The organism is Paenibacillus sp. FSL F4-0100 (assembly GCF_037993005.1).
Taxonomy (GTDB): Bacteria; Bacillota; Bacilli; order Paenibacillales; family Paenibacillaceae; genus Paenibacillus_AQ.
The window spans coordinates 1,385,400-1,411,614 of record NZ_CP150303.1; the positions used below are offsets into that span (position 1 = coordinate 1,385,400).

The following is a 26,215-nucleotide window of genomic DNA, read 5'->3' on the forward strand; positions in this document are numbered from 1 at the left end:
AAATTCTATATCTAACACGAGGCAAATCGGGAAGCTGGTTCGGCATCGAATCTTGAATTCAGCCGGTCCTAAGTAGATGCTTCCGAAGCATGTTTCCTGCAGAAACATTTCAGGTGCTCACGTACCCAAAACGTACGCTCCGCTCCTGACGTCCCTAGCTTTATCCAATCTTCTCGGTGCTGAAAACCGACCTTTTTGAACACGCACTATAAGTGTAATGATCTAAGGAGGCAATTATATGGATCAGGTACTCATGAAAATGTTATGGAAAAAAGGAGATTGGGCTGCGTTCTTCGGCTTGCTTGCCAATAATCTAACCAATCTGCTGACCATGATTTCACTTTTGATTTTTGTTGTAGGTTTTCCGGAAGATATGGTCTACGGAAGAGTAGTCCCTGCCTTCGGATTCGCTATCTTTATCGCAAGCATGGCTTACGGTTGGTTTGGATATAAGCTGGCAAAGAAAACGGGCCGCAGCGATATTACCGCGCTGCCGTCAGGTCCGAGTGCCCCGTCGATATTTACCGTTACTTTTCTGGTGCTGATTCCGGTATTCAGACAGACCAATGATGCAACCTTTGCGCTCCAGATCGGTCTGGTATGGTGCTTCTTCGAAGCCATGATCCTGGTTGTGGGTTCCTTCTTGGGCGATTTGCTCAGAAAAGTAATTCCAAGAACCGTTCTCTTGTCCTGTTTGTCCGGCCTTGGATTGCTGCTGCTTGCCATGAACCCGATGCTGCAATCATTCGAAACACCGATCGTCGCTTTCATCGTATTGGTTATCATCTTTATCAACTGGTTTGGTAAATCTCCAATATTCAAAAAGATCCCGACCGGTTTTCTGCTGCTCATTGCCGGTACCGTTCTGGCTTGGGTGTTCGGGTTGCAAAATCCGGAGGCGATTACGACGGCGTTATCTACGCTGGGCTTTAATCCGCCTGAAGTACACATTACAAGCCTGTTCCAAGGAATACCTCATGCGCTGCCGTACCTGGCATCGGCTATTCCTTTGGGTCTCGCCAACTATATTTTTGACTTGGAAAATATCGAGAGCGCGCATGCGGCGGGAGATCCTTATAATACCCGGAACGTCATGCTGACGAACGGTGTGGCTTCCAGTATCGGCGCATTTACAGGCAACCCGTTCCCGGTTACCGTGTACATCGGGCATGCCGGCTGGAAATCCATCGGCGCGGGTTTAGGATATACGATTGCCTCCGGTTTTGCCATGTTAATCATCTCGCTCTTTGGAATCGGGGCGCTGCTCCTGTCCATCATTCCGGTTGTCGCGATTGTTCCGATCCTGGTCTATGTCGGCGTGGTCACGGCCAATCAGGTTGTCCGGGAAACGCCTAAGAATGAAGTACCCGTTATCTTCATCACTTTATTCCCTTGGATCGCCAACTGGGCTTTAACACTTGCCAATAACATCTTTAATGCCGCCGAGACGACGGCTTCCAAGGTTGGCATCGATTTGTTGTTAAGCAAAGGCGTTTATTATAACGGTCTGAATCATCTGGGGAACGGCGCGCCGCTCAGCAGTTTGATCTGGGGCTCAATTGCCATCTTCGCCATCCTGAATAAGCCGCTGCGGGCTGCCGTGTTCGCGGTCATCGCAGCCGTCCTATCCCTATTCGGCATTATCCATGCGCCTACGGTGGGATTTGCCCAAGAGGCACTGATGCCGTTCGTATACGCATACCTGATGGTTGCCGCACTGTTTGTTTATAAGCATTTTTCCGATCTACGCGATCCGGCAAACCAATTGCAGTCAGAGTAATGCTGGAATGCGGCTTGTCCAAATATGCAGTTTTGAATGACAAGGATTGAGAACATAAAATGAGGAGGTCACTCCATGAATGCTGAAGCGATGAATGACGAACTCATTCTGGCATGCGACCGGGGAGACTTGGCTGCGGTAGAGCAGTTATTGAAGCGTGGTGCCGATGTTCATCACAAGGACAGCCAGGGCCGGACGGCGCTAATGGCTGCAACACAGAAAAACCATGTCCCCCTTGCCAAAAAGTTAATCGAAGCCGGCAGTGACGTGAATGCAAGAGACATCACCATGTTAACCCCATATCTATGTGCAGGAGCTAACGGTTTTCATGAAATCCTGCGTCTGACTATTCAAGGAGGAGCGGATATCGCGAGCTTGAACCGGTTTGGGGGAACAACGCTGCTGCCGTCAAGCGAAAAGGGATATCTAAGAACCGTTCAGATTTGCCTGGAAGCAGGCGTTGCCGTGAATCATGTGAATAATCTGGGATGGTCCGCGCTGCTGGAGGCTGTCATTCTTGGAAACGGGGGCCGGCTGTACTCTGATATCATTCAGCTTCTGGTTGAAGCAGGGGCCGACGTGCAGCTGAAGGATCGTGACGGAAAGTCCTCACTCCAGCATGCCGTAGAAATGAAGCAGCATAAGGTAATCAAGATTCTCAATAAACAAAGCGTAAGTATCCCGGACAGCATTCTACGAGCGAAAGAGCTGGGTAAGGCAGAGAAGTTCGAGGAAGCCGTCTCAATCATAGACAACGTGCTGGGGGAAGAGGGGAATCCTGCCGACCTCTACTACTACAAAGGTTATTTTTTCGGAGAACTAGGACGTTATGACGAGGCACTGGCTGCTTATAATCAAGGGCTGTCGATTGATCCCGGCGATCTCGACTTCTATTTCTATACCGCCAATGCTTATCGGATGATGAAACGTCCGGAAGAAGCCATTGCCGAATATGACAAAGCGATTGAGCGTAAGCCGGAGGAAACGTTCTACCGCTATCATAAATCCAATTATTTAAGAGAATTGGGCAGGCACGAGGAAGCCGTCATCGTGATGAATCAGCTGTTAGCCGAGCAGCCTTGGCGTTATGATTTTTCCTTTCACAAGGCGAACAGCCTGAGATCGCTCGGTAAGCACCAAGAGGCTGCCGATGCGATAGACAATGCAATCACGCATGATCGGACCAATGGGCTATATCATTATCATAAGGGCCAATCCTTGAATTTGCTTGGTAACTATGCGGCGGCGATCGAAGCGATGGATCAGGCCATCCAATGCGGCCCGGATCATGCGGATTATTACTGCGAGAAAGCCAGCAGCCTGTTAGCGCTTAATCAGCCGGAGGAGGCCATGGCGCTCATTGAACAAGCACAGGCTATTCATCCGGATCATGGCAGAGCCAAGAGCTTGAGAGAAACAATAACAGCTTGTTTATAGAGGATCACTCAGCCAGAGTCATCGGCTGATCGACCAGGAGGTTAGTCATGGATAAATTTGTAGTTGTAGCCATTGGCGGTAATTCGTTAGTCAAGGATAATGGCCGCGAGTCGATTAAGGATCAATACGAGGCGGTATGTGAAATTGCAGCCAACATTGCAGACATGGTGCAAGCAGGCGTCAACGTGGTCGTTACCCACGGTAACGGGCCTCAGGTTGGATTTGAGCTGAGAAGGAGCGAGGTTGCTTCAGAGGTCATCGGCATGAATGCTGTTCCGCTCGTGAATTGCGTGGCGGACACGCAGGGCGGCATCGGCTATCAAATTCAACAGGCGTTAACGAATGAGTTTATCCACCGCAACATCACGAAAAAAGTAGCGACCATCATCACACAGGTTGAGGTCAGCGAAGCCGACCCTAATTTCCGGGATCCTTCCAAACCGGTGGGCTCCTTCTTCTCCCTGGAGCAAGCCGAGGAATTGAAGCGCGAGCATCCCGAGTGGGTGATGATTGAGGATTCGGGCCGCGGATATCGCAGGGTTGTTCCTTCACCTGCTCCCATTGATATTGTCGAGAAGGATGCCATCCGATCGCTGATCGAGTCCGGCTGTATCGTGATTGCCGTCGGCGGAGGAGGTATTCCTGTGATCAAGACGAAGGACCATATCTATGAAGGCATCGATGCGGTGATCGATAAGGACTTCGCCACGAGTTTATTGGCAGAGCAGGTAGATGCCGAAACGCTGATCATTACAACGGGCGTGCCCCAAGTATTCGTGAATTTCGGTACGCCGGATCAGAAGGCACTGGAAGAGGTCACCGTCGAAGAGATTAAACAGTATGTGAAAGAGGGGCATTTCCCGAAAGGCAGCATGCTTCCTAAAATTGAGGCCAGTCTTAATTTTCTAAAGAAACCGGGACGCAGAGTCATCATTACGAACCCGGAAAGCTTAAGCGATGCCATCAAGAAACAGGCTGGAACGCATATTGTGAGCTAACGGCTTAAGCTGTTGGCAAAAGAACCGCCAGAACCGCTATATTTACTTTTTTGAACATGGCCCGAGAGAGGGATACTTTGAAAAAAGTGCCTCTCTCGGGTTCTTTGCGATGATACTCGCATAATCGGGCTCCTCGGGTTTTCCGTTGAAGCCATCATTCAGGGAATCCTTGCAGGGGTCTTTGCTGTATTTGGTCACCAGGCAATCAAGCAAACGAAAGAAAGGATTCAGTCATGAAGAAGGTATGGATCAATGCCGGACATGGCGGTAAGGACCCGGGAGTGGTTGCAAATGGTCTGCAGGAAAAGGATATCGTTCTTACTCTTTCACACGAAATTAAAAAGCAGCTGGAACGTGATTATGGTGGCGTATAGGTGCTGTTCTCCCGGTCCACGGATGAGTTTTTTGAGCTTGATGATTGAACAGATGCGGCCAACAAAGCGGACGCTGACCTCCTGGTCTCCATCCATTGTAATGCATCCTGGCAGCCCTAAAGCCTTATCATGTGATTGATCGGGGACAGAAAGCGGCGAACCTGCATATGGTCTATGACCTTTATGTAAAGATGGAAAATGTAAATTTTATAATATACCAAAATTACTATTAAAAATTCATAAAACACATATTGTTAAAATAAAATATAACTTTCTTCATTTGTTAAATATTAGTAAATGATTTAGATTTTTAGGAGGTGTTATACAAAATAGATATTATAAGGAGATGGTTTTTTTGAGTTTTTGGCGCAGTATCAAGAAAATAGCTTCAGTTTTAGTTTTGGTAATGTTGTTAAATACAGTATTTGCTGCAATTACTGTATCGGCGCTCCCAGCACATAGCGAACTTCAGCAAATCCAAGATGAACTAAATCTAACTGAAAGCGATATTCAAGAACTTCTATTATTTATCCAAGAACACTCTAGCAGCATAGAGGAAGCAATCGAGGTAGACGAAAATTTAAAGGCGAATATTGAACAATATAACGAGTATAGCAAAGAGTTTGCTATGATACTTGCATTTGCAGATATAGCAACTAGCCAGACATCTACAGTCAGTCACTTGTCGGACTCCAGTATTCCGAGTGAAATTTCGCCAGCTATTTGGCCTATTGTTTGGGCTGTTGTGGCTGCTATAATAAAAGCAGCAGTAAAGAAGAAGATGGGGAAAAAAATTGTTCAACAAATAGGTAGACAATTCGATGATAAAGTATGGCCACAGATAGAACCAGGAATTAAAAGAGAATATGAAATTCATGGTTATACTAGGAGTGTTGGTCCAGAGGATGCTGCGCAAGCCAATGGAATTAAGCAAGGTGAACACATAATCTCCTTATATGGTCAAAATGGTTCGGAATATTTGAGGCTACATGTTTATACTTCCGATTCAAGAAATCATACTCGGTGGCATTATCATACAAAAGATAATTGGCCTGACCATAAGGGTAATGTTGATTTATACCATAATTCACTTCCAAAATGGGGTTCAGAATAAAGTTGGATAAACGACGATTTTTGTTAACGTTTGGTCGTAATTTAGACCATAGTAATATTGACTACTTGGTAAAGAGCCGATTATCAAAGTATAAGGGCGGGATCCAAGAGGATTATTTTAACCCCATTCTTCAAAAGGGGGCAGAAGTGATTCTCAACTACCAGATTATTGATACGAATTTTGATCGAAAATCTTCTAAGTATTATTTGGATGATTATCATATTACGGAAGCACAGAAGAACGGTTTTTTGCTTTCATTGAAAAAGCTAAAAGGGACTCACGTCTGGTGCGACCCGCGAATTCAAGGCCATGCCTTTTGTGTAGTTGATGGAATCGAGTACAGTTTCTATGTCTACCGCTCACTTGAAAGACAAGAATACCGCTTTCCCCAATATTACAATGATGACGGTAACGCTGATCCTATTGTGCATAGTCAGTTGCATAAAATGCCTGAGGAAGAACAATATTTACAGTTTCCATCCGATTTGAGTACAGAGGTCAAAGATGAAATAACGATTAAATGGATACAGGAATTGATTAAAATGTAGTAAGTAATTTGAAAAGTAAGACCCTGCACATTATATAGTGCAGGGTCTTTTATTTTTGCGATTATGGGAATTTATAATTTTCATATGAATTAAAGTCACTGGTTGTTTCCAAAGAAACTCAAGAAATAATTCGAGTAAAGAAAGAATTATATAAATGCCTGAGGTGTGCTCTGCACGGACAAAGATTCATCGAACAAGCGGGCATGGAAATCTATCTATGGATATCGACGGTCATCAAGGTCGCTGATATATTCTCTTAACATTTGGTCATATCTTGTACTTATATCCATATAATATACCATTATTAACCAAATTTGATATTTGCGAGGTGTGTTTTATGAATTCCGTTTATATCACAAGTGTAGGAAAGTTTCTCCCCGGTTCTCCGGTTAGTAACGATGAGATGGAAGACTATCTTGGCAAGATTGGAGGGAAATCTTCCAAAACCAAACGACTCATTTTGGAGAAGAATCAAATTCGGTCCCGATATTATGCCATGGATAAAGAGCAAAAGAGCTTATACACAAACGCAGAGATGGCTTCTTTAGCCATTCGGGATGCCTTGGAGCGAAACGGCAACGTAACCGAACAAGATATCGATTTCCTAGCGACAGGTACGACAAGAGCGGATCTGCTCCTGCCAGGGTTTGCGAGTATGGTGCATGCAGAGACTGGTTTACCCCCTATGGAAATTGCATCTCATTCCGGTTTATGCGCCAGCGGAATGCATGCACTCAAGAATGCGTATGTACATATAAAGGCTGGCGAGCACCGAGCAGCCATCGCCTGTTCCAGCGAGTTTTTGAGTCGCGAATTCAAACATACGAAATTTGAAGCACAGGGGATTTATAGCAATAATCGGGTGCCTTTTGACACGGATTTCTTACGTTTTATGCTTTCGGATGGCGCAGGAGCAGCCGTACTGCAAAATGAGCCTTCCTCCAAGGGGCCATCGCTGCGTATTGAATGGATCGATAACCAGTCCTATGCGAACCAGTATGAGGTCTGTATGTATTCAGGCATGAGTAAAGAGAATGGAATTCCTTCCTGGCTGGACTATCCCTCCATTCATGAAGCAGCCGATCAAGGAGCTCTGAATATGAAGCAGGATGTAAGGCTTGTCAATGAAATAACAAAGGTAGGCACCAATCGATTATTGGAGCTCGTGGAGGAAGGGAGAATTGATCCTGAGAGAATGGACTGGATGGTGTGCCACTATTCATCGCATTTTTTCAGAGATGAAATCTTCCGGTTATTGGAGCATGGCGGCGTGAGGATTCCGGAAGAGAAATGGTTTACGAATTTATATACGAAAGGGAACACGGGCGCAGCATCGATCTATATTATGCTGGAGGAGCTGCTGAATGAAGGTCATCTCACTGAGGGAGAGCAGGTGTTGTGTATCGTTCCCGAAAGTGGTAGATTCCAAATCTCGATTATGCTGCTGAGCGTAGTGTAAACATAAAAGACGCCATCGTCAGACGGCGTCTTTTATGTTCCTCATACAGACAGCGATCATCATGCACAGATTCTCCTTTTTAATAATAAAAAGAGGAAAAAACACCATGAATTCGAATATACTCTAGAAACTATACGAAGAGAGGGATACTCTAATGAATATGCAGACACTAGCAGAGAAGATGAGTGCCGGTGTGTTTAACGATATTCTAAAACGTGACTTTTCACAGGACATGATTTCTGAATTAGAACAGATGAACGCAGTCCAAATGGAAAACAAATTAAAAGACACATTAGCAGTGCCGATAGGCATATCCAAGGAGAGGGTATTCGAATATCTTCAATTGTATTATTCAGCATCTTGGCAGAATCTCTTCATGGAGCTGAATATGCCCCGTGCTTTAAGTCTTCTAGAAGTTGGTGCAGGTGATATTGTTTACATTCCAAAGGCTTTAGACGCTTATTCCAAAAACACGGGGACCTATGTGACTGCCAATCTCAACAGGGAGTTGACACAAAATTTTCAGGAGAAAACGAAAGGAATGGACATAAACATACAGGTTGTTGAGGACGATGCCGCAAATATAGGTTTATATTATCCAGCGTCTTCTTTTGATGTTGTCGCTTTTCATCACGCTATTAATGATATCATTCAGACCATTATCGCCAATCGTGAGGGCATCGATACAGTAAACAATGATTGGTGGACAATCGAACCTCAAATGTTACAAGCTGTTATGGATTATGACCGAAAAGGCATGTTGAAAGATGCAGCGTATCATGAGTTTATCCAAATCATTGACACAAGCTATAAGCATTTAGAAAGAGGAGGATACATGATATTCGATAATATTACTTATTCTGGATATGATGAAATGGGTTATTCCTCTGAATTTCACAGCAACTATATCCAACTGGCTAGAAGCTGGATTAGCGAAGCAAATCTAGGTCTGGAAGAGATTGAAGTCGAATCGTATGATAAACAATGGTGGATGATATTGAGAAAAGTGTAATTATAGTTTAAATTCTTGTAACAACATAGTTTCAACAAATAATCCAAATTCAAGTATAACTGTCAGGAGTTGATATGGTAGTGAGTAAGCCTGTTATGCAGGTCGCTCTGGTCGTTGGACCGGATTGCGATATGGAGAGCCAAGCCGTAAGGGCGGCTCTGGAATATTTCGGAGTGCGCGTTTTTACATATTGGATCGGGAGGCCGAATGATCTGATCTCTGTCTTGTCAGGTGATGATGTGTATGAAGGCACCGATATGATCCTGTTGAACTTTCACGGGGATGAAGGCAGCTTGATCATGCCGGAGCTCGGCGAAGAGGTATACGAGGAGGATGAACCGAGGGGCGACTTCGGACCAGGCGAGATTCAGCGTTACGCGAAGCTGAACGGAAAGACAGTAATTGCGAATGGCTGCTCGCTGGGGGATCCAGCACTGGCTGACGCTTTTCTGGAGCGGGGCTGCAAGATGTATATCGGGCCGGATGACTATCCGGACGGCAACGATGCGCTGATGTTCGTTCTGCGGCTGTTCTATGAGATCGTTCAGCAGGGCCGGGACGTAAAGGAAGCCTTTGCCCGAGCTGTAGCGATGAGTGATGAGCTATCCATGTACCGGCTGTATGAACGACAGGAATAATAGGTGAAATTCTACCCCGGGCGTGCACGGCTAAATGAATTCTATTTCGAAAAGGGACGTTGTACATAAATGCATTTGAATGAAAAGAGGATCGGTGTTATCGATCCTCTTTTTACTTCCTTTTTAGCGTCTGAATTATCCTTTTGTGCTACTTCTATGGCTTCTGAAGTTGAACAAGGCATGTCCCAGCATCACCCTTCTTAAAGATTATATGTTGATTATAGACTCCGTACAGTCCGTTTTCTATAATGTAATGAAGATCTGGCGAGTTAGTGAAGGAGAAATGATGAAACTACGTTCACGTAAATATTATATTCGGCTGCTAATGTTTAGTCTGCTGATCGGAACGCTTCCAGTCATCATTGTAGGGACGGTCTCTTACTATAAAGCATCGTCCATCGTGCAGGAAAAGGTCAATCAGAGCAGAATGGAAACACTGCAGCAAATGCAGCTTCGGATGGAACAGGTTTTAAAAACGATCGACCATTCTGTTACGCAATATATTAGTTTGCCAATTGTCGTGAATGCGATGTCATTGCCCTATTCAGGCGGGGATTATCAATTGTACCGTGAGATGTATCAAAGTATGATTCGCAGTCAAACGTTCGAGCTGGCTGTTAGCAATATGACCGTGCTTAATTTGAATGGGAGATGGGGGATTGATAACAACAATATTTTTACATTTGATGATGTCAAAGAGATGGAGAAACTACTTCGTTATGAGACGCTGCCATCGTTCTCTGCCTGGGTGACAAATGATACGACGACGGATTCACCGCCGAGCATCAGCTTGGTCAAAAAGATTCCGCTTAACTCGCTGAAGGCGGAGGGGCTGCTCATTGTGACAATCGCCGAGTCAGAGCTGGCTCGTCTTCTGGAGGCCGACAATCGGATTGGCAGTATGGTCGTATTTAATCAAGAGTACCAGGTCTTGACTCAAAGTCATCCGTCGTCATCGAAGTTTGAGGAGCTTGTTCCTTTGCTTCGTAAGCAGCATGAAGAGGAAGGGCATTATAATGTTAAGCTGGCAGGCGATGATACGAGTGTTATTATGCGCAAATCCAATTATAATGGCTGGACGTATATTTCGGCTATTTCGATTAAGGACATTACACGTGATTCACGTTCGATAGGCTGGATGACACTGGCGGTTTGTGGTCTGCTAGTGCTGCTGACTGCTGCCTTTTCTTTATTCAGCTCCAAGTCGTTTTACCGGCCGGTCCGCCAGCTAGTCCGTGCTGTTGCCGAGCGTTTTGGCGATGCTCCCCAAGAAGACAAGGGAGATGAATTTGCACTGATTGGCAGCCGAGTACAGGCGATGCTGCAATCGGAATCGAAGCTGTCGGCACAGGTCGTTGGTCAGATGCGTGAGTTGAGGCGGTTTTTTGTTATTAAGCTGATTCACGGTGAAGTGCGTGAAGCGCAGTTGAGGGATTATTTGGAGGAATATCATTATCCGCTCGATTGGTCGTGGCATGCTGCGCTTGCCATTCAGATTGACTCACTCGAAGATTCCCGTTACGAAGAGAGAGATCGTGATTTGCTGTTGTTCGCCATTGCTAATATTGCGGGAGAGCTGATTCCGGACAAAGAGCGGCTTGATCCCGTACTATTGGAGCAGTCGCAAATTACGATAGTTGGAGGGCTTGACGGTTCACAAGCACAACAAAAGGTGCAGCTTTTTGGTTGGGCAGAAGGCATTCAGCAAGCGGTACGCGAGTATTTGGGCTTGCAAGTAAGTATCGGCATTAGCCGTCCGCAGAAGCGGTTAATCGAGGCGGCTGATTCCAGCGAGCAAGCAATTGAAGCGCTTCATTATCGGATTCGTAATGAGATGGAGTCGATTTTATTTATTGATGATGTTACATATGGCGATCCGGTTGCCAGCGTGTTCCCTCAACGTGTCGCCAAGGAGCTGTACAATTCGGTAAAGTTGTTAGAGCGTGAGCAGGCTGATGCTTTGCTGGAGCAATGTGTCGGAGCAATTTTTCAGGAGCATGCGGATTGGCGGCAATATCAGCTATCACTTGTTCGGTTGTATGCCATGCTGACAGAGCTAGGGCAATCGGATAGCGAGACGCCAACGGTGCCGGTGCCGTTGGATCAAGAAAAGCAGCTGTTTGAAACGCTGCTCGCATTGAAAACTCAGGAGGAAATCAAGCTGTGGTTTCGGGAAACGGTAACGCATCCGATTATGCTGCAATTGGAGCAGCAGCGAAAATCGCACGCCAGGTATGTGTCCGATCAAGTGTTGGAGATGATTCATCTTCGTTTTGATACAGAATTGACGTTGGAAGCTTGCGCAGCGCAGCTTAATTATCACCCTAACCATCTTGGACCGCTTTTCAGCCGTGAGCAAGGGATCAGCTTTAGTGAATATTTGCAGCAATACCGCCTGGAGAAGGCGAAGCGGTGGCTAATAGAAACCGATATGAAGATCGGGGAGATTGCCGAAAAACTTACGTACACGAACCCGCAAAATTTTATCCGCTTCTTTCGCAAGATGGAGAACATGACGCCTGGACAATATCGGCAATTGCATCAACCGCATAACTGACCGTAACCTCCGACTAGCCGGATGTATTTCTCCGCTGCTGGCTGGAGGTTCTTTGTATGTGCGCATTGCCGATGATTATCGATGACGTTCTAATGATTACTCAGTACCGTACAGCAACCTCCCTGTCTATGGATTATATCCCGATTATAGACGCTTGCCGCTTTCGCCGATTATCGTGAGATTAGCACAAATAAACACGATATGAGGCAAAGGTGGAGTAGAGATGAATCATAAACAGGAGGGCCTTGGGGCGGTCTCCTTTTCGAAAGGATGGCAGCTGCGGCTGCTGCGTGACAAATGGCTGTATGTGATGCTGCTACCAGGCTTGCTGTATTTCATTTTATTTAAGTATGCGCCGATGTGGGGACTGCTGCTGGCGTTCAAAGATTATCAGCCGTTTCTCGGATTTTTTGGAAGTGAGTGGGTGGGTTTGAAGCATTTTGAACGGCTGTATGCAGATCCGCTATTTTGGATGCTGCTCAAAAATACGTTGATTTTGGCTTGCTACAATATTCTTTTCTTTTTTCCAGCACCGATTGTGCTGGCCTTAATGTTGAATGAAGTAAGGCGTGAAGCGTTCAAGCGGAGCATTCAGACCATTATTTATGTGCCGCATTTTGTGTCATGGGTTGTCGTAGTCGGCATTGCCTATACGTTCTTTACAGTGGATGGCGGGCTGATTAATGAAGGAATCGCTTCGATGGGAGGCAACAAAATCAATTTTCTCGTCAGCACCGAATGGTTTCGCTCGATGATTACGCTTGAGGTGATCTGGAAGGAAACGGGCTGGGGAACCATTATTTTTCTCGCCGCCTTATCTGGCGTTGACCCGCAGCTGTACGAAGCAGCAAGAATGGATGGCGCAGGGCGAATGCGACAGCTATGGCATGTGACGCTGCCAGCGATCCGCTCAACGATAGTCATTTTATTTATTCTCAGGCTGGGTACATTCCTGGATACCGGATTTGAACAAATCTTTCTCATGCTGAACGCGATCAATAGGGAAGTTGGAGAAGTGTTCGACACCTTTGTCTATACGGCAGGCATTACGCAGGGACAATTCAGCTTTAGTACAGCGGTTGGTCTGTTCAAGTCGGTGGTTGGTTTTGTGCTGATCGTTGGTTCGAATTGGGTTGTGAAAAAGTTTGGCGAGGAAGGGGTGTACTAGCATTGACCTATGACCGTAATTTAGCTAGCCGGCTGTTTAATGCGGTGAACATGACGCTGCTCGTCCTGATCGCTGCTATAATGATCATCCCTTTTCTGTACATTATTTTGATTTCTTTTGCAACGGAAGAGGAGGTACTGGCCAAAAGCTTTCTACTATTTCCGACTAGGTTTTCTTTGACAGGCTACCGGTATATTTTGTCAACACCCATTCTGCTCCGCAGCCTAGGGGTTACAATCGGGGTTACCATAATCGGAACGTTAGTCAATTTGCTCATGACAGTACTGATGGCTTACCCGCTGGCACGCAAAGATTTGTATGGCAGGCAACCGATCATGCTGATGATCATTTTTACGATGGTTTTTAATGCCGGCATTGTGCCGACCTTTCTCATCGTCAAAGGACTACACTTGACCAATACGTATTGGGCGCTCATCATGCCCGGTGCAATTAGCGCGTTCAATTTAATTATTATAAAGAACTTTTTCCAGCAGCTGCCGGACGGCTTGGAGGAATCGGCCAAAATTGACGGCTGCAGCGACCCGGGGATTTTGTTTCGGATCGTGATCCCGCTCTCGATGCCGGCAATTGCGACATTTGCGCTTTTCTATGCGGTCAATCATTGGAATACGTTTTTGAGTGCCATATTGTACATCAATGATTCTAGCAAATGGCCGATACAAGTGCTGCTGCGGCAAATCGTTATTCTCTCGGAAAAAGGGTTGTCCGATCTGAGCGAAGCGCCGCCGCCGCCGTCGAAGATTATTAATATGGCCGTCATCGTGTTTTCGACTGCTCCGATTCTGGCCGTCTATCCATTTTTGCAAAAGCACTTCGCCAAAGGGGTGCTGCTCGGCTCGGTTAAAGGATGAGCATGCTCATCTTTTAATAAACTAGGATCTAATTTGAAGGGGGAAACGAAAGTGGGAAAACAGAGGTATAAGCTCGCAATGGCTGGTCTTGCAGCAAGCTTGGCTGTAGCCGTGTTAGCAGGGTGCAGCAGCAATTCAGGTACTTCGGAAGCGGGCGATGTGCTGCATATTACGATGATGAATCAATATTCGTCACCGGAGCCGCCGCGCGCAGACAATCCGTTCGTGAAAAAAATCGAGGAATACACCAACACAAAGCTGGATATTACATGGATTCCCGGTTCGGCTTACAACGATAAAGTCAATGTATCGATCGCCTCCAACGATTTGCCGCAAGTGTTGATGGTACAGGATCCCAAGTCTTCCTCGATCATAAACGCTCAGCGTTCAGGCATGTTTTGGGAGGTAGGGCCTTACCTTAAGGATTATCCTAATTTAAGCAAATATAATGCCAACCCGCTCGTACTGAACAATATCTCTGTTGATGGTAAAGTATACGGTCTTTATCGAGCCAGAGCATTGGCGCGCCAAGGGATCGCTTTTAGACAGGATTGGCTGGACAATCTCGGTCTCAAGCAGCCGCAGACGATCGATGAGCTGTATAACGTGATTAAAGCTTTTACGCTGGATGATCCTGATAAAAATGGCATGAAGGATACATTCGGTCTCGTAGAGGCTGAAGATTCCAATAGCGGAATGGGGGCGGCCGGTCTATCGGGCTTCCGAACGATCGCTTCCTTCTTTGGTGCCCCGAACCAGTGGGAAGTGCGGGACGGCCAGGCTGTGCCTGAATTTATGACGGAGGAAAATATGGAGGCGCTCAAGTTCTATAAGCGGCTGTATGATGAGAAGCTTTTGAATCAAGATTTTGCTGCGACCAAAGCGGGCAAGCAGGGCGAACAGTTCTATCAAGGCAAAGCCGGCATGATGTTTACGACATTGGATTTTATCATTACGGGCGGAAATGAGATGAAAAAGGCCAATCCGGATGCGAAGTTGGACATTGTCAGCCGCATCAAAGGGCCGAAAGGCGAGCGTGTTTTTGCTACTACCGGCTATTTCGGCGTCTTCCTCTTCCCGAAAGCGACGGTGAAAACAGAGGCAGAGCTAAAGCAGCTGCTTGCTTTCTTCGATAAGATCGTGGATAACGAAATGATATTTAATTGGACATGGGGAATTGAGGGCGTTCATCATACGAAGGACAGTACGGGCGAACCGACGATCTCCGATCAGACCGCATATAGCAATGAAGTATCACCGCTGAAGCAGCTTCCCACTTATGATGGAGCGCTCATGATTTGGAAGGGCAAGGGCGAGGCGGATAACAAGTTCCGCACCATGATGAAGGACAACGAAGCGATTGCGGTAACCAATCCGGCAGAGCCGCTTATTTCCCAGACCGCAGTAGAAAAAGGAACGGAGCTGAACAAAATCATTACAGACGCCCGCGTCAAATTCATTACGGGAGCGATCGATGAAGCCGGATATAACAAAGAGATAGAACGTTGGCGTACGCAAGGCGGGGATCAAATTATTCGCGACTATACGGAATTGCTTGCCAAGCAGGGGAACTAAGCTTGCTGACAGAGAGGAGTATTACTAAGATGAATGGTGAAGTACAGCAGTTTGATATTGTCATTACAGGGGCAGGAGTGGGCGGCATTAGTGCCGCCCTGGCAGCGGCGCGGCTGCAATGCCGTGTCCTATTGATTGAGCAGCGGGCGGAAGTAGGCGGTACTGGGGTGTTCTCTAGCGTGTCGCTTATATGCAATTTTCGCGATTCGGGAGGAAGGCCGGTGACGAGTGGCATCCATCGGGAACTGTTTCCCGCTGGCTACACGCATTATAGCGAACAGATGGTTCCTACCTATGATGAGCGGGAGCTCAAAGCAACTTATGTGTCGCTGTTGGCGGCAGAGCCGACATTGTCTATCTGGACGGGAAGTTCAGTCGTTAAGGCAGATATGGAGCAGGGAAGAATCGCCCGTTTGCATATTGAGGGAGAGCGGCAAGCGGTCATTGAGGCAAAAGTGTATCTTGATGCCACTGCGGATGGCAATTTATCTTATTTGGCCGGGCTTGAATACCGGCTTGGCCGGGAAGGCGATGGCAAGCTGCAGTCTGCTACCGCTACCTTTAAAGTGAGCGGCTTTGCTCCGGCATTATTGAAAGAGCAAAATTACCGGTCATGGGCAGGAATCCATTCCTTGCGCAGTGAATTGCTGCCCTATTATTTGGCGCTGAAAGCAGAGAATCGTACGAGCAATCCCAGGCAATCGGTAACTTGTTTTCCGTATCCGAACGAGGACGCACTGCTGTTCAATTCAACCTCGGTGCTGGATGTAGACCCGACGGAGCCGGATTCAGTCGTTCGGGGAATGGAAGAAGGGAGCAGGCAGGCACGAGAGCTCTTTGCTGCGATTACCGGGCATCCGGCATTTTGCGCTGCCAGGCTGGACTATGTTGCGCCTAAGCTGGGTGTACGGGAAGGCAGACGCATTGTAGGTGAATATGAGTTGACGGGGGAGGATTGTCTCGGAACGAGACAGTTTGACGATATGGTTGCCGCTTGTGCCTACGCGCTGGACATTCACAATCCGGAGGGCGGGCCGACAAGACTGGAGAGCATCCCTGCTCCCGGCTATTATCACATTCCATACCGCAGTCTTATCCCGCGCGGCTGCAGCAATTTGCTGCTTAGCTCGCGCTGCATAAGCGGCACGCATGAGGCGCACAGCTCCTACCGGATTATGGCCTCGATCAGCGCAATCGGCGAGGCAGCCGGAACAGCGGCTGCAATCTGCGTCATGCAGAGACTACAGGACGTTCGGGAGGCGCGTGCTGCGCAGATCCGCTTTGTGCTGCAATTGCGCGGTCAATTTGTGGAAGGGGAGGTGGAGCGAATTGAGCTGCCGGTAGCCACAAAGCTATACCGTCAATAAGTATCCGTTGACAGTTCGGGAGCGGGAGTCCAATAAATGAACAGGAGGATAACTATGTTTTCCTATAAAACTGTATCATCTGTAGTTGTGCTTGCCTTATTGATGAATTTATTTATGCTGGGAGAGGGCTCTGTGGCTAAAGCCAATGGAGCTGTAGAGCCCCCTGCCGTGACTGATTTTGTTTATACAATCAGTGATTTTGAAATGGCCGATGACCAGTGGGATTATACATTTGGCGAGCAGCCGAATATACAAGGAAGCTTTGAGGTTATTGAGCTTGAGGATGCGTACACAGGCCAGCATGCGGGGAAGCTGAGTGCTGATTTTAGGCAGAGCAGCAAGGATAAGGCTGCGTATACAGCGATGCGCAAAGAGTTTGAAGGACTGGAATTAGAGCAATATGCGTTTTGGGTGAGAACATCGGAGCTCACGGCGGTGCGCATCCGTACGACCGATGCAACAGGTCAGACCTTTCAGCAAAAGATTAATTTGCAAGATACGGCAGACTGGCAGCAGGTAGTTGTCAACTCAGTAACTTCCAGCCAGTATTGGGGCGGCGCAGCTAACGGCAAATGGAATGCCCCTGCAAAGAAAATAGCGATCATGATAGACCGCAATGATATTAAGGACGGGAAGCTGACGGCGAGCATGCTTGTTGATAAGATGACAGCCAAGCTTAACCTACCGGATTTGAAAATCAAACAGTCGATGCTGGGCAATATTTATTTGGATAATGGACCTGTAACTTTTACCGTAGCCACCAGATTTCCGGAAGTGGCATGGCAGGTTTACAATTTGAACGGCCAGCTGGTTCATGAAGGCATCGTGCAGACTCCGAACGGAGGTGGGCAAATTAATTTACCTGACCTGGAGCTGGGATATTATACGCTTGAATTGTCTGCATTGTCAGGGAGTGAAGGGCCGGTAAGATTGAAGACGACGTTTGCCCTTCTTTCTGACTATGATTGGGACGCTGTTGGCGACTCGCCCTTCGGTATTGCTGCGCATTTGCATCGAGAGTCGTTTGGCTGGAGCGGCGAGCTGGCCCGGTTAATCAAATATGCAGGAGCAAGGACTGCGCGCGGAGGCTATGAATGGTCGATCGAAAAGTCGCCGGGGCAGTATACTTTTACTCCGCAGCCGGAACGGTTTATGTCCCATGTGCAAGCGGAAGGTTTGAAGAGTATGTTTGTAAGCGGATACAATAATCCGTTCTACGATCATAATGCGACGCCTTATACCGATGCAGGACGTGAGGGATTTGCCAATTATGTAAACGCTTATATTAATCAATACAAGGATCATTTGGTTGGCGTGCAGGTGTACAACGAATTTAACGGCGGCTTCGGCAAAAGAGGCAACAGTCCTGCTGACTCCAAGCCGGAGTATTATTACGAGCTGCTGAAAAAGACCTATGAGACCGTGAAAGCAAACCATCCTGATTTTACAGTCAGCGGCATGGTTACGGCCGGTATTGATCTGGAGTGGATAGAGGAAGTATTAAAGCTTGGAGGTATGGACTACCTCGACAATATTGCTGTCCACCCTTACCGCTATGGACGCGCTGTGGTGAAGGATCGCGAGCCAGAGGGAATGGCGGCTGAGCTGGAGCAATTGAAGTTGCTTATTCGTGAATATAACGGGGGAGAGCTGAAGCCGATCTGGATTTCCGAGTTTGGCTGGCCGACCCACCAGGCTGCTATTGGCGTAGACGAGAAAACGCAGGCCGATTTTCTGGCACGGGCTTATGTCATCGCCTTATCTCAAGGGGTTGAACGCATCGTGTGGTACAACTTGATGAATGACGGTCTGCAAGCCGATTATAACGAGCATAACTTCGGGCTGATCCGCTTTAAAGACGATCCACTTGGCGCACATACGCCTAAGCCGTCTTACGTGGCGTATGCCGCGATGGCAAGAGAACTGACGAATGCTGCATTTGTGGAGGAGGAGAGCTACGGAGGCGATATCAAAAGCTATTTGTTTGACCAGGACGGCAAAGCGCTCAGAGCGGTGTGGGCAGTTGAGGATACGAATGTTGCCGTCTTAACGAACGAACCGCTGCTGATTACGGATATAACCGGACATTCCGAGCAATTTGTGCCGCATAACGGAAAAATCTATTTAACGCTGAACGGAGAAATTTTATATATAAAAGGAAATTTGAGTGAGATCGTCGAGGATCATACCTTCTCGATTACTGGAGAAGAGGCATTTATTGGAGATGAAGCAGGCTTCACCGTTCAATTGTTTAACCAGGAATCAGCAGGTGAGTTCAAAGTTGCTTTGGAAGCTGAAGGCGTCAGTCAGCCAATTGCAGCTTCTCATGGCAGTAAGTCTCAGGAGCGCATTACCCTTTTGCCCGTGAGAGACGCTTCCTTCCGTTCAGTAGTTGTTTCTATCAAGGACGGGGAACAAACAATCGGCAGATTGCGCCACTCTATTACCGTCTTGGAAGCAAATGAAGTACAAGTCAGGCCGACATTGACGCTGAAGGAAGACGGCAGTTTGGACCGATCCTTGGAACTGGAAATTCAGAATTTTAGCAAAACAAAAAATCTAACCGTCAACGGAGCCGTGTGGTCGGCAGGCGATCAGTCCGGTCAGCAGCAATGGAATGAGCAGGTAAAGCCGGGGGAAAAGCGCCGTTTCATTATTCCGCTTGAGGCTGCCCCAATGGGAACGGATTTGCAGACTGCTGTCAAAGTCGAGTTCGGGTCGGGTTTACCGTTCGAGTTTGCAGGAAATATCAGCTTTAATCCTATCCTGCAAGGCAATGGGACGGCGGTTGACACAGAGACTGAATCAGGCCAAGCGGAAGTTCCTCCCACGATTGATTTGTCTAATGGGAAAAAGGTTCTGTTATCCGGTCAAAGCGGGAGTATCGATTTAACCGGCCATATCTCACTGCAGCACGATAAGGACAATCTTTATTTGCTGGCCGAAGTCGAGGACGACGTTCATGCCGCTCCTGAAGCGCAAGCCAATATTTGGAATAATGACAGTATTCAACTTGCAATCGCGCCGGGCATTCCTGGCGAGAGCCAAGGGTTTTATGAATTCGGCATTGCGGATACGCCGGATGGCGCACAGGTATACCGCTGGAGCAACCTGGAAGGGAAAATAGCGGAGGCCGTGCAGCGGGCGAAGGCCGAAGTGATTCGGGATGAAGAACAGAAGCGGACCACTTACAGGCTTGCCCTGCCATGGTCGGAGCTTACGCCGATCAAGCCTGATCGGGGCGAGGTCATCAGCTTCTCCTTACTGGTTAATGACAATGACGGCAACGGCCGGCGCGGCTGGGTGGAATGGGCATCCGGGATCGGGAATGAAAAGCGCCCAAGCCTGTTTCGCTCTATGCAGTGGATCTTTGACAAGCAGCAGATGCCTCCAATTGCAGCAGATGCTTCATTCATGGTAACAGCAGGCAAACGAAAGAAAGGCAACCTGCAGGCTGAGCATGCAGAGGGCGCTAAACTGCAATTCGAAATTGTGGATCGGAGCAAAAAAGGGGCTGTGAAGTTGATTGATGCGGCGGCGGGGCGCTTCGAATATGCGGCAGCTGCTGATGCAGCAGGCGAAGACCATTTTACATTCCGCGTGCGCGATGGAAGTCAAGTTTCGAATATTGCAACCGTATCGATTGTAATCGAATCAAAGCAAAAGCCAAACCCGAAACCAAAACCAAAACCGAAAAGTCTCGCTGATTGAGGATCGCGCGGAGCCAGAAGTAGAGCTGAAGCATCCTCTGCTACAATACCCCATTAGATCAATAATCACGCAATCGTTAATGAGATTGCGTGATTATTGTTCATCCAGACTATGCATCAGGATATTCTGATAAGATCAGGGTTTTTCTAATAGCTAACTAGATAATCTCGGGGAACCAATCGCCACAGGTTATTCTCATGCTATCCATTTTTCTCCTCGAAATACTCCTGATACTGACTCGGTGTCACGTGGGCGTATTTTTTGAAGATGCTTATAAAATACTTATAGTCACTAAATCCGATATCCTGCGCGATGGTATAGACCTTGTTATCGCCTGACTTTAGTAAATCGATCGATTTCTGAATGCGATAGCGATTGAGAAACTCGTTGAAGGTATAGCTGGTCTCCGCCTTGAATTTCTGGTTCAGGTAATAGGCGCTTAAGCCGATCTCTTCCACGAGGTCATGAATACTGATCTTCTTGGCATAGTTCTCCTGTACATAGGCGATCATTTTGGCCACGTATTTCGAGGTTTTGGTTTCCTTCTCCAGAAATTTGCTGTTTAGAATCTCTTCCTTTTCCTGCGGATGATTGGAGATCACTTCATATTTGCGGACTAAATCCACTTTGGCTTTGGCCGATTCGAGTGCCGCGACCAGCTGCTCATCCTCTAAGGGCTTCACCAGGAACTCGGTCACGCCTAACTGGAGTGCCTGCTTCGCAAGGTGGAATTCATTATATCCGGAAATAATAATGCTGCTGAAGGTATGCTGCTGCAATCCTTCCCGAATCATCGAAATGCCATCCATGATGGGCATGGTGATGTCGGTTATGACGATATCCGGCTTTAGCTCGCAGATCTTCTCATAGCCATCCTGTCCATTCAGCCCTTCTTCAATGACGATGCAATCGTATTGAAGCCAATCGATGCTGAACCGTATCCCCCTACGAATCATATCCTCATCTTCGACCAGCAGAACTTTAAACATGATATCCACTCCATTCGTAAGGAATCGTAAGTGCCACGCAGGTGCCTTTTCCTTGTGCGCTGTCAATGTGAATGCCGGATCCTTCGCCATATAGAAGCACTAAACGTCGGTGAACGTTGTACAGCCCGATATGCTGCGTCGTGTTTGTCTGGCTTTGCAGGAGCTGATTCACTTCCTGAAGCGTCTCTTCACTCATGCCTTGCCCGTTGTCGCGGACTTCCAGAATCAGCTTGTCTGTGGAAGTGTAGATATGGATCTCGATAAGCACATGGCTCTGATCCTGATACCCATATTTGATAGCGTTTTCGATAATCGGTTGCAGCAGAAGCTTGGGGACATATACATCCAGTGTTTCCTCCGCTACGGTAATCTGATATTCCAGCCGATCATTGAACCGAATTTGCTGCAGCTTCAGGTAATCCGTTACATAATTCATGTCATTCTTCAGTTGGACATTGCGATCAGGTCCAATGCTGTATCGAAGCAGCCTGGATAGGATCAGCACGATGTCCTGCGCTTGATTCGCATCAATCTTAATCGCATAGCGCAGTGTCTCCAATACATTGAATATAAAATGCGGGTGGAACTGTGATTGCAGCTGCTTCACCTCAATAATCGTGCTGAGCTCGGACAGCTCTTTATTTTTCTCGATCAACTCTTTCAACCGATCCAGCATCACATTGTACTCATCGCCCAGAATTTGAAACTCGTCATTCGTCTGAATGTCGACATAGCCATTGAAGTTTCCTTCGCGCAGCTGTGCCAAGGCATGAATTAATTTATCGATCGATTCGGAATTGCGGGTCGACATTTTGTTCGCCAGGAACTGGATCAACACCCACAGCAGCAGGCTGGCAGCAAGAACAAAGAAAGAGACCGTATAGTAGGTGTATTGCTCCGACTTATAGGAGTTCAGCGTAATGACTTGAATCGGCGTATCAGGGATCCGCTTGGCATACATGTAGTACTTGCCTTCATTTAGCAGAACATGTCCCTTGTTATCGAGCTTGGGGCTGAATTTGTTGAGAACGCCTTTGGTCACATTGCTGGTCGTGGCAATAATGGTGTTATGTTCATCGGTGATCATGGCGATCTCATTATTTTGTTCGAAAATCATCTTCTGAATGTCGGATTCGTACAGCTGGTAGATGATATAACCTATCGTCCGCTTGTCCTTAACGATGGCTTTGCCAAACGTATAACTTGTATCGCGATCATGCGAATAACGAAAGCTGTTCATTTCGGTTAGCGTGTTGCCGGGCCGCTGATCGATCCGATGAATGAGATTGCCGAAGGCAAAATTGGAATACAGCGCATCCGCTGGAGCGGAGCTTGCCAGGAAGACCCCATCCGTATTGACGACATGAAAAATGCTCTTGACCTTCTGCTGGTTGTTGAAATCATAAAAGGCAGAATACACTTGTTCGCTGCCCAAATGCGAGCTTACATAATTGATCACGGTAGGAGAGACGGCCATCCGATTAATCTCCTCGTAGTACTGATGATACACACCGGATATGGATTGACTGATAGACTGGGCGGCTTCGGTCGTTTTTTGGGTTAGGTTCATTCTGCCATTAATAATCGTGAATGCCAAAAACAATACGATTAAGATGGAGAACGGGATCATGGTATAGATGCGAAATAAATGACGGGTCGATTCCTTGAAGTTGCGATAATGTGTAGGTTTCATGCTGCCCTCCATCTGCGATAAGGCCCTCGACTCTATTATACTGACTGGCGGTATCCGCAGATCATCCAAATACATCCAAGCCGCCCCCTCTTGCTGCAGGTGCCGACTTGGATGTAGTCTACGTTATGAGTTCATCACATTTACATGGAAACTTCTTTTTGTCCGGAGAGCTTCAGGAAGACAAGCAGCGACACTACCGTAATGACGGTAAGAATCGTGGATAGAGCTGCCGCCACGCCGTAGTTACCGCGGATGACCTCGGTGTATATGGCAACCGTTACGGTCTTGGTCTTGCCTGTATAAAGAATGATCGAAGTGCTTAATTCGGTAATGATGGTAATCCAGCTCAGGATCGCGCCGGAGACTACGCCTGCCACCATCATCGGAAGCGTAATCTTGAAGAACGTCTTCATCTGGGAAGCCCCCAGACTGATGGCTGCTTCCTCGATCCCATCGTTAATCTGATGCAGAATGGCCGCGCTGGATCGAATCGTATAGGGCAGGCGCCTGATAACAAACGAGATGATCATGATGACGGCTGTTCCGCTCAAGGCCAGCGGCTTATTATTGAAAGTGATTAATAGAGCGATCCCCAGAATGGAGCCGGGAACGATATACGGGAACATCGTGAAGATATCCAGCGTGTTCGTTAATGCATTCTTTCTTCGAACGGTTACGTAAGCAATCAGTATCGCTAACAGGATAATGACGACCAGCGACACGATGGCCAGGAAGAACGTGTTCAGAATAACGCCGCCTATATTACTGAAGGCATCCCGATAGCTTTGGAGCGAGAACCCTTCGACGAAGATTCTGCCGTTGGATTTCAGGAACGAAGTATAGATGACATAGAGCTGCGGCAGCAGTGCGATTAACGTATACAGATAGATAACGGCATGAGCTGCGATATTGCCGATGCCCTTCTTCTTCTTGGCTTCAATCGGATGCAGTGCACTCATCGTAAAGGATTTACGATTGGCTACGAATTTTTGCAGCAGGAATATCGTTGTGGCGAACAGAACGACAATGACGCTGATCGCCGCCGCAAAGCCGTCATCGCCGCCGACCTCACTGATGAACTCGTTAAAGATCAGCACCGGAACGGTCTTGTATCCCTCACCGATCAGCATCGGCGTACCAAAATCGGCCAGCGCACGCATGAAGACGAGCAGGCCGCCCGCCAGCAAGGTTGGCGTAATGAGCGGGAGGAGCACTTTGCGCATTTTGCCAAAGCCTGAATAACCCATGCTTTCGGCTGCTTCCATTAGCGATTGGTCCATATTCTTCAGTGCGCCTGATACATACATGAAGATAAGAGGGACCATCTGCAAGGTTAAGACGACTAAGATCCCCGTAAATCCGTATATATCCGGCATTGTAATGCCGAATGTGTTGCTAACGAATTTCGTAATGACACCGCTTCTGCCTAGCAGCAGGATCCAGGAGTAAGCTCCAATGAAAGGAGCCGACATCGAGGAGATCAGAATCATGACCCGAATGGCCGAACTGCCTTTAATCTTCACCGTTGCCATGATATATGCCAGCGGCGTTGCAATAATGGCGGCAAGCAAGGTTACGCTGACGGTGACTTTAACGCTGTTGAACAGAGCGTTTAAATAGTAGGGCTTACTGAAAAACTTCGTGAAATAGGCGAGGGAAAAATCGCCAGTCGTACCGTTGTACACACTCTTGAACAGCATCGTAAATAAAGGCAGGGCCAGAAACAGAATGTAGAACACAAAGATCAGTAACGAAATGTTGGTCCAGACATCAAATCGTTTGCGCGTCTCTCTCATAGCCGAGCGCCCCTTGTATAGTTCAGTTCGCCTGCCGCATCATAGACATTAATCTTCTCTTTCTTGGCCTTGAGATAGATAACTTGACCAGGCTCGAGGATATATGACGTTTTCGATTCTTGTGTGATCTCCAAGCGTTGACCGGACGCCAAGTCTACAAAATAATGGGTGTTCTGCCCAAGAAATACGCTGTGTACAATCGTCGCTTCTATGCCGGTTTGGTCCTCGGTCAGAATGAACTCTTCCGGCCGAACCGAGATTTGAACGTTTAGCGTATCTGCCTTGGCATCGAATTTCGGAACCTCGATGTTAGACAGCTCTTCCATATAGCCGGAGCCGAGGTGCAGGACATAGCTGTCTGCCAATTTTGTTAAAGTACCCTCGAGAATGTTGGTACGACCAATAAAGGTAGCAACGAATACGTTCGCAGGACGTTGATAAATCTCCTGTGGCGTCCCCAGATGCTGAATCACGCCGGATTTCATGACCGCAATCCGATCGGATACCGCCATGGCTTCCTCTTGATCGTGCGTGACGTAGACGGTGGTAATCCCGACTTCTCTCTGAATGTCTTTAATCGCGTTACGCATGTCGACCCGAAGCTTAGCATCCAGGTTGGATAGAGGCTCATCCATCAGCAGGACATCCGGGCGGATGACGATCGCTCTGGCTAGCGCAACGCGCTGCTGCTGGCCGCCGGATAGGTTCTTCGGCATGCGATCTTTATAGGGCTCGATCTGAACGACCTTTAAGATGTCATCCACCTTGGCGTTAATCTCCGCCTTGGATAATTTCCGATTCTCCAGTCCGAACGCGATGTTTCCTCTAACGTTTAAGTGAGGGAAGATCGCATAGCTCTGAAAGACCATCCCGATATTCCGCTTGCCCGGTTCCACCTTGTTAATGACACGCTCGTTAAAATGAATGGTTCCGCCTTCAATGCTGTTGAAGCCGGCGATCATACGCAGCAGTGTCGTCTTGCCGCACCCGGAAGGCCCGAGAAGGGTGAAGAATTCACCCTTTTTAATCTCCAGGGACAGCTCGGGAATGACGGTTGTGTCGTCGTATTTTTTGATTAAGTCTTTAATGGTTATAGTTACGCTCATGGTTGTCACCTGATTCTATAG

The 26,215-nt window shown here is 47.4% G+C and carries 21 protein-coding genes; 17 read left to right on the forward strand and 4 right to left on the reverse strand.

Annotated elements, in window-relative coordinates; all coding sequences use genetic code 11:
- Window positions 1–238 precede the first annotated feature (238 nt).
- The 17 genes from MHH48_RS06065 to MHH48_RS06145 all read left to right on the forward strand — a co-directional run bounded on the left by MHH48_RS06065 (window position 239) and on the right by MHH48_RS06145 (window position 20,610).
- On the forward strand, window positions 239–1,780 hold the full coding sequence (locus tag MHH48_RS06065; protein ID WP_076322722.1) for a xanthine permease: 1,542 nt from the start codon (window positions 239–241) through the stop codon (window positions 1,778–1,780).
- 75 nt (window positions 1,781–1,855) lie between these two features.
- The gene (locus MHH48_RS06070; RefSeq protein WP_076322723.1) at window positions 1,856–3,217 is read left to right on the forward strand and encodes a tetratricopeptide repeat protein; all 1,362 of its coding nucleotides are present in this window, start codon (window positions 1,856–1,858) and stop codon (window positions 3,215–3,217) included.
- Between the two features lie 47 nt (window positions 3,218–3,264).
- A complete protein-coding gene (arcC, locus tag MHH48_RS06075) occupies window positions 3,265–4,215 on the forward strand; it encodes a carbamate kinase (RefSeq protein WP_076322724.1) in 951 nt (316 codons plus the stop codon).
- Between the two features lie 123 nt (window positions 4,216–4,338).
- On the forward strand, window positions 4,339–4,452 hold the full coding sequence (locus MHH48_RS06080; RefSeq protein ID WP_256720560.1) for a phage holin family protein: 114 nt from the start codon (window positions 4,339–4,341) through the stop codon (window positions 4,450–4,452).
- Window positions 4,449–4,589: an N-acetylmuramoyl-L-alanine amidase gene (locus tag MHH48_RS06085; protein ID WP_256720537.1), complete on the forward strand. Its 141-nt coding sequence runs from the start codon at window positions 4,449–4,451 to the stop codon at window positions 4,587–4,589. The genes MHH48_RS06080 and MHH48_RS06085 overlap by 4 nt, the downstream gene beginning before the upstream one ends.
- 346 nt (window positions 4,590–4,935) lie before the next feature.
- Window positions 4,936–5,703, forward strand: coding sequence for a YpjP family protein (locus tag MHH48_RS06090; protein WP_256720538.1), 768 nt, complete (start codon window positions 4,936–4,938; stop codon window positions 5,701–5,703).
- 2 nt (window positions 5,704–5,705) lie between these two features.
- Window positions 5,706–6,251: a hypothetical protein gene (locus MHH48_RS06095; RefSeq protein ID WP_076322725.1), complete on the forward strand. Its 546-nt coding sequence runs from the start codon at window positions 5,706–5,708 to the stop codon at window positions 6,249–6,251.
- Window positions 6,252–6,588: 337 nt separating this feature from the next.
- The gene (locus tag MHH48_RS06100) at window positions 6,589–7,710 is read left to right on the forward strand and encodes a beta-ketoacyl-ACP synthase III (protein ID WP_076322726.1); all 1,122 of its coding nucleotides are present in this window, start codon (window positions 6,589–6,591) and stop codon (window positions 7,708–7,710) included.
- A gap of 154 nt (window positions 7,711–7,864) precedes the next feature.
- Window positions 7,865–8,722 carry a hypothetical protein gene (locus tag MHH48_RS06105; protein ID WP_076322727.1) on the forward strand — a complete coding sequence of 286 codons (858 nt, stop codon included), beginning with the start codon at window positions 7,865–7,867 and terminating at the stop codon, window positions 8,720–8,722.
- A gap of 80 nt (window positions 8,723–8,802) precedes the next feature.
- Entirely contained in the window at window positions 8,803–9,360 is a 558-nt protein-coding gene (locus MHH48_RS06110) for a delta-aminolevulinic acid dehydratase (RefSeq protein WP_076322728.1), read from the forward strand.
- A gap of 283 nt (window positions 9,361–9,643) precedes the next feature.
- Window positions 9,644–11,917, forward strand: coding sequence for a helix-turn-helix domain-containing protein (locus tag MHH48_RS06115; protein ID WP_179090634.1), 2,274 nt, complete (start codon window positions 9,644–9,646; stop codon window positions 11,915–11,917).
- A gap of 56 nt (window positions 11,918–11,973) precedes the next feature.
- Window positions 11,974–12,096, forward strand: a complete 123-nt coding sequence (locus tag MHH48_RS06120) for a hypothetical protein (protein ID WP_256720539.1) — start codon at window positions 11,974–11,976, stop codon at window positions 12,094–12,096.
- A 44-nt stretch (window positions 12,097–12,140) separates the two neighbouring features.
- Window positions 12,141–13,085 (forward strand): sugar ABC transporter permease, encoded by a 945-nt coding sequence (locus tag MHH48_RS06125; RefSeq protein ID WP_076322730.1) that lies wholly within the window; start codon window positions 12,141–12,143, stop codon window positions 13,083–13,085.
- A gap of 2 nt (window positions 13,086–13,087) precedes the next feature.
- Window positions 13,088–13,957 carry a carbohydrate ABC transporter permease gene (locus tag MHH48_RS06130; RefSeq protein WP_256720540.1) on the forward strand — a complete coding sequence of 290 codons (870 nt, stop codon included), beginning with the start codon at window positions 13,088–13,090 and terminating at the stop codon, window positions 13,955–13,957.
- 51 nt (window positions 13,958–14,008) lie between these two features.
- Window positions 14,009–15,532, forward strand: coding sequence for an extracellular solute-binding protein (locus tag MHH48_RS06135; RefSeq protein ID WP_076322731.1), 1,524 nt, complete (start codon window positions 14,009–14,011; stop codon window positions 15,530–15,532).
- A 29-nt stretch (window positions 15,533–15,561) separates the two neighbouring features.
- A complete protein-coding gene (locus MHH48_RS06140; RefSeq protein ID WP_076322732.1) occupies window positions 15,562–16,899 on the forward strand; it encodes an FAD-dependent oxidoreductase in 1,338 nt (445 codons plus the stop codon).
- 54 nt (window positions 16,900–16,953) lie between these two features.
- Entirely contained in the window at window positions 16,954–20,610 is a 3,657-nt protein-coding gene (locus MHH48_RS06145; RefSeq protein WP_076322733.1) for a sugar-binding protein, read from the forward strand.
- 200 nt (window positions 20,611–20,810) lie between these two features.
- Here the strand turns inward: MHH48_RS06145 and MHH48_RS06150 are convergent, their stop codons facing one another.
- The 4 genes from MHH48_RS06150 to MHH48_RS06165 all read right to left on the reverse strand — a co-directional run bounded on the left by MHH48_RS06150 (window position 20,811) and on the right by MHH48_RS06165 (window position 26,194).
- Window positions 20,811–21,599 carry a response regulator gene (locus MHH48_RS06150; RefSeq protein ID WP_076322734.1) on the reverse strand — a complete coding sequence of 263 codons (789 nt, stop codon included), beginning with the start codon at window positions 21,597–21,599 and terminating at the stop codon, window positions 20,811–20,813.
- Window positions 21,592–23,292 (reverse strand): sensor histidine kinase, encoded by a 1,701-nt coding sequence (locus MHH48_RS06155; RefSeq protein ID WP_076323151.1) that lies wholly within the window; start codon window positions 23,290–23,292, stop codon window positions 21,592–21,594. Before MHH48_RS06155 ends, MHH48_RS06150 begins: the two co-directional genes overlap by 8 nt.
- Before the next feature lie 140 nt (window positions 23,293–23,432).
- The gene (locus tag MHH48_RS06160) at window positions 23,433–25,088 is read right to left on the reverse strand and encodes an iron ABC transporter permease (protein ID WP_076322735.1); all 1,656 of its coding nucleotides are present in this window, start codon (window positions 25,086–25,088) and stop codon (window positions 23,433–23,435) included.
- Window positions 25,085–26,194: an ABC transporter ATP-binding protein gene (locus MHH48_RS06165; RefSeq protein WP_076322736.1), complete on the reverse strand. Its 1,110-nt coding sequence runs from the start codon at window positions 26,192–26,194 to the stop codon at window positions 25,085–25,087. The genes MHH48_RS06160 and MHH48_RS06165 overlap by 4 nt, the downstream gene beginning before the upstream one ends.
- Window positions 26,195–26,215: the final 21 nt, after the last annotated feature.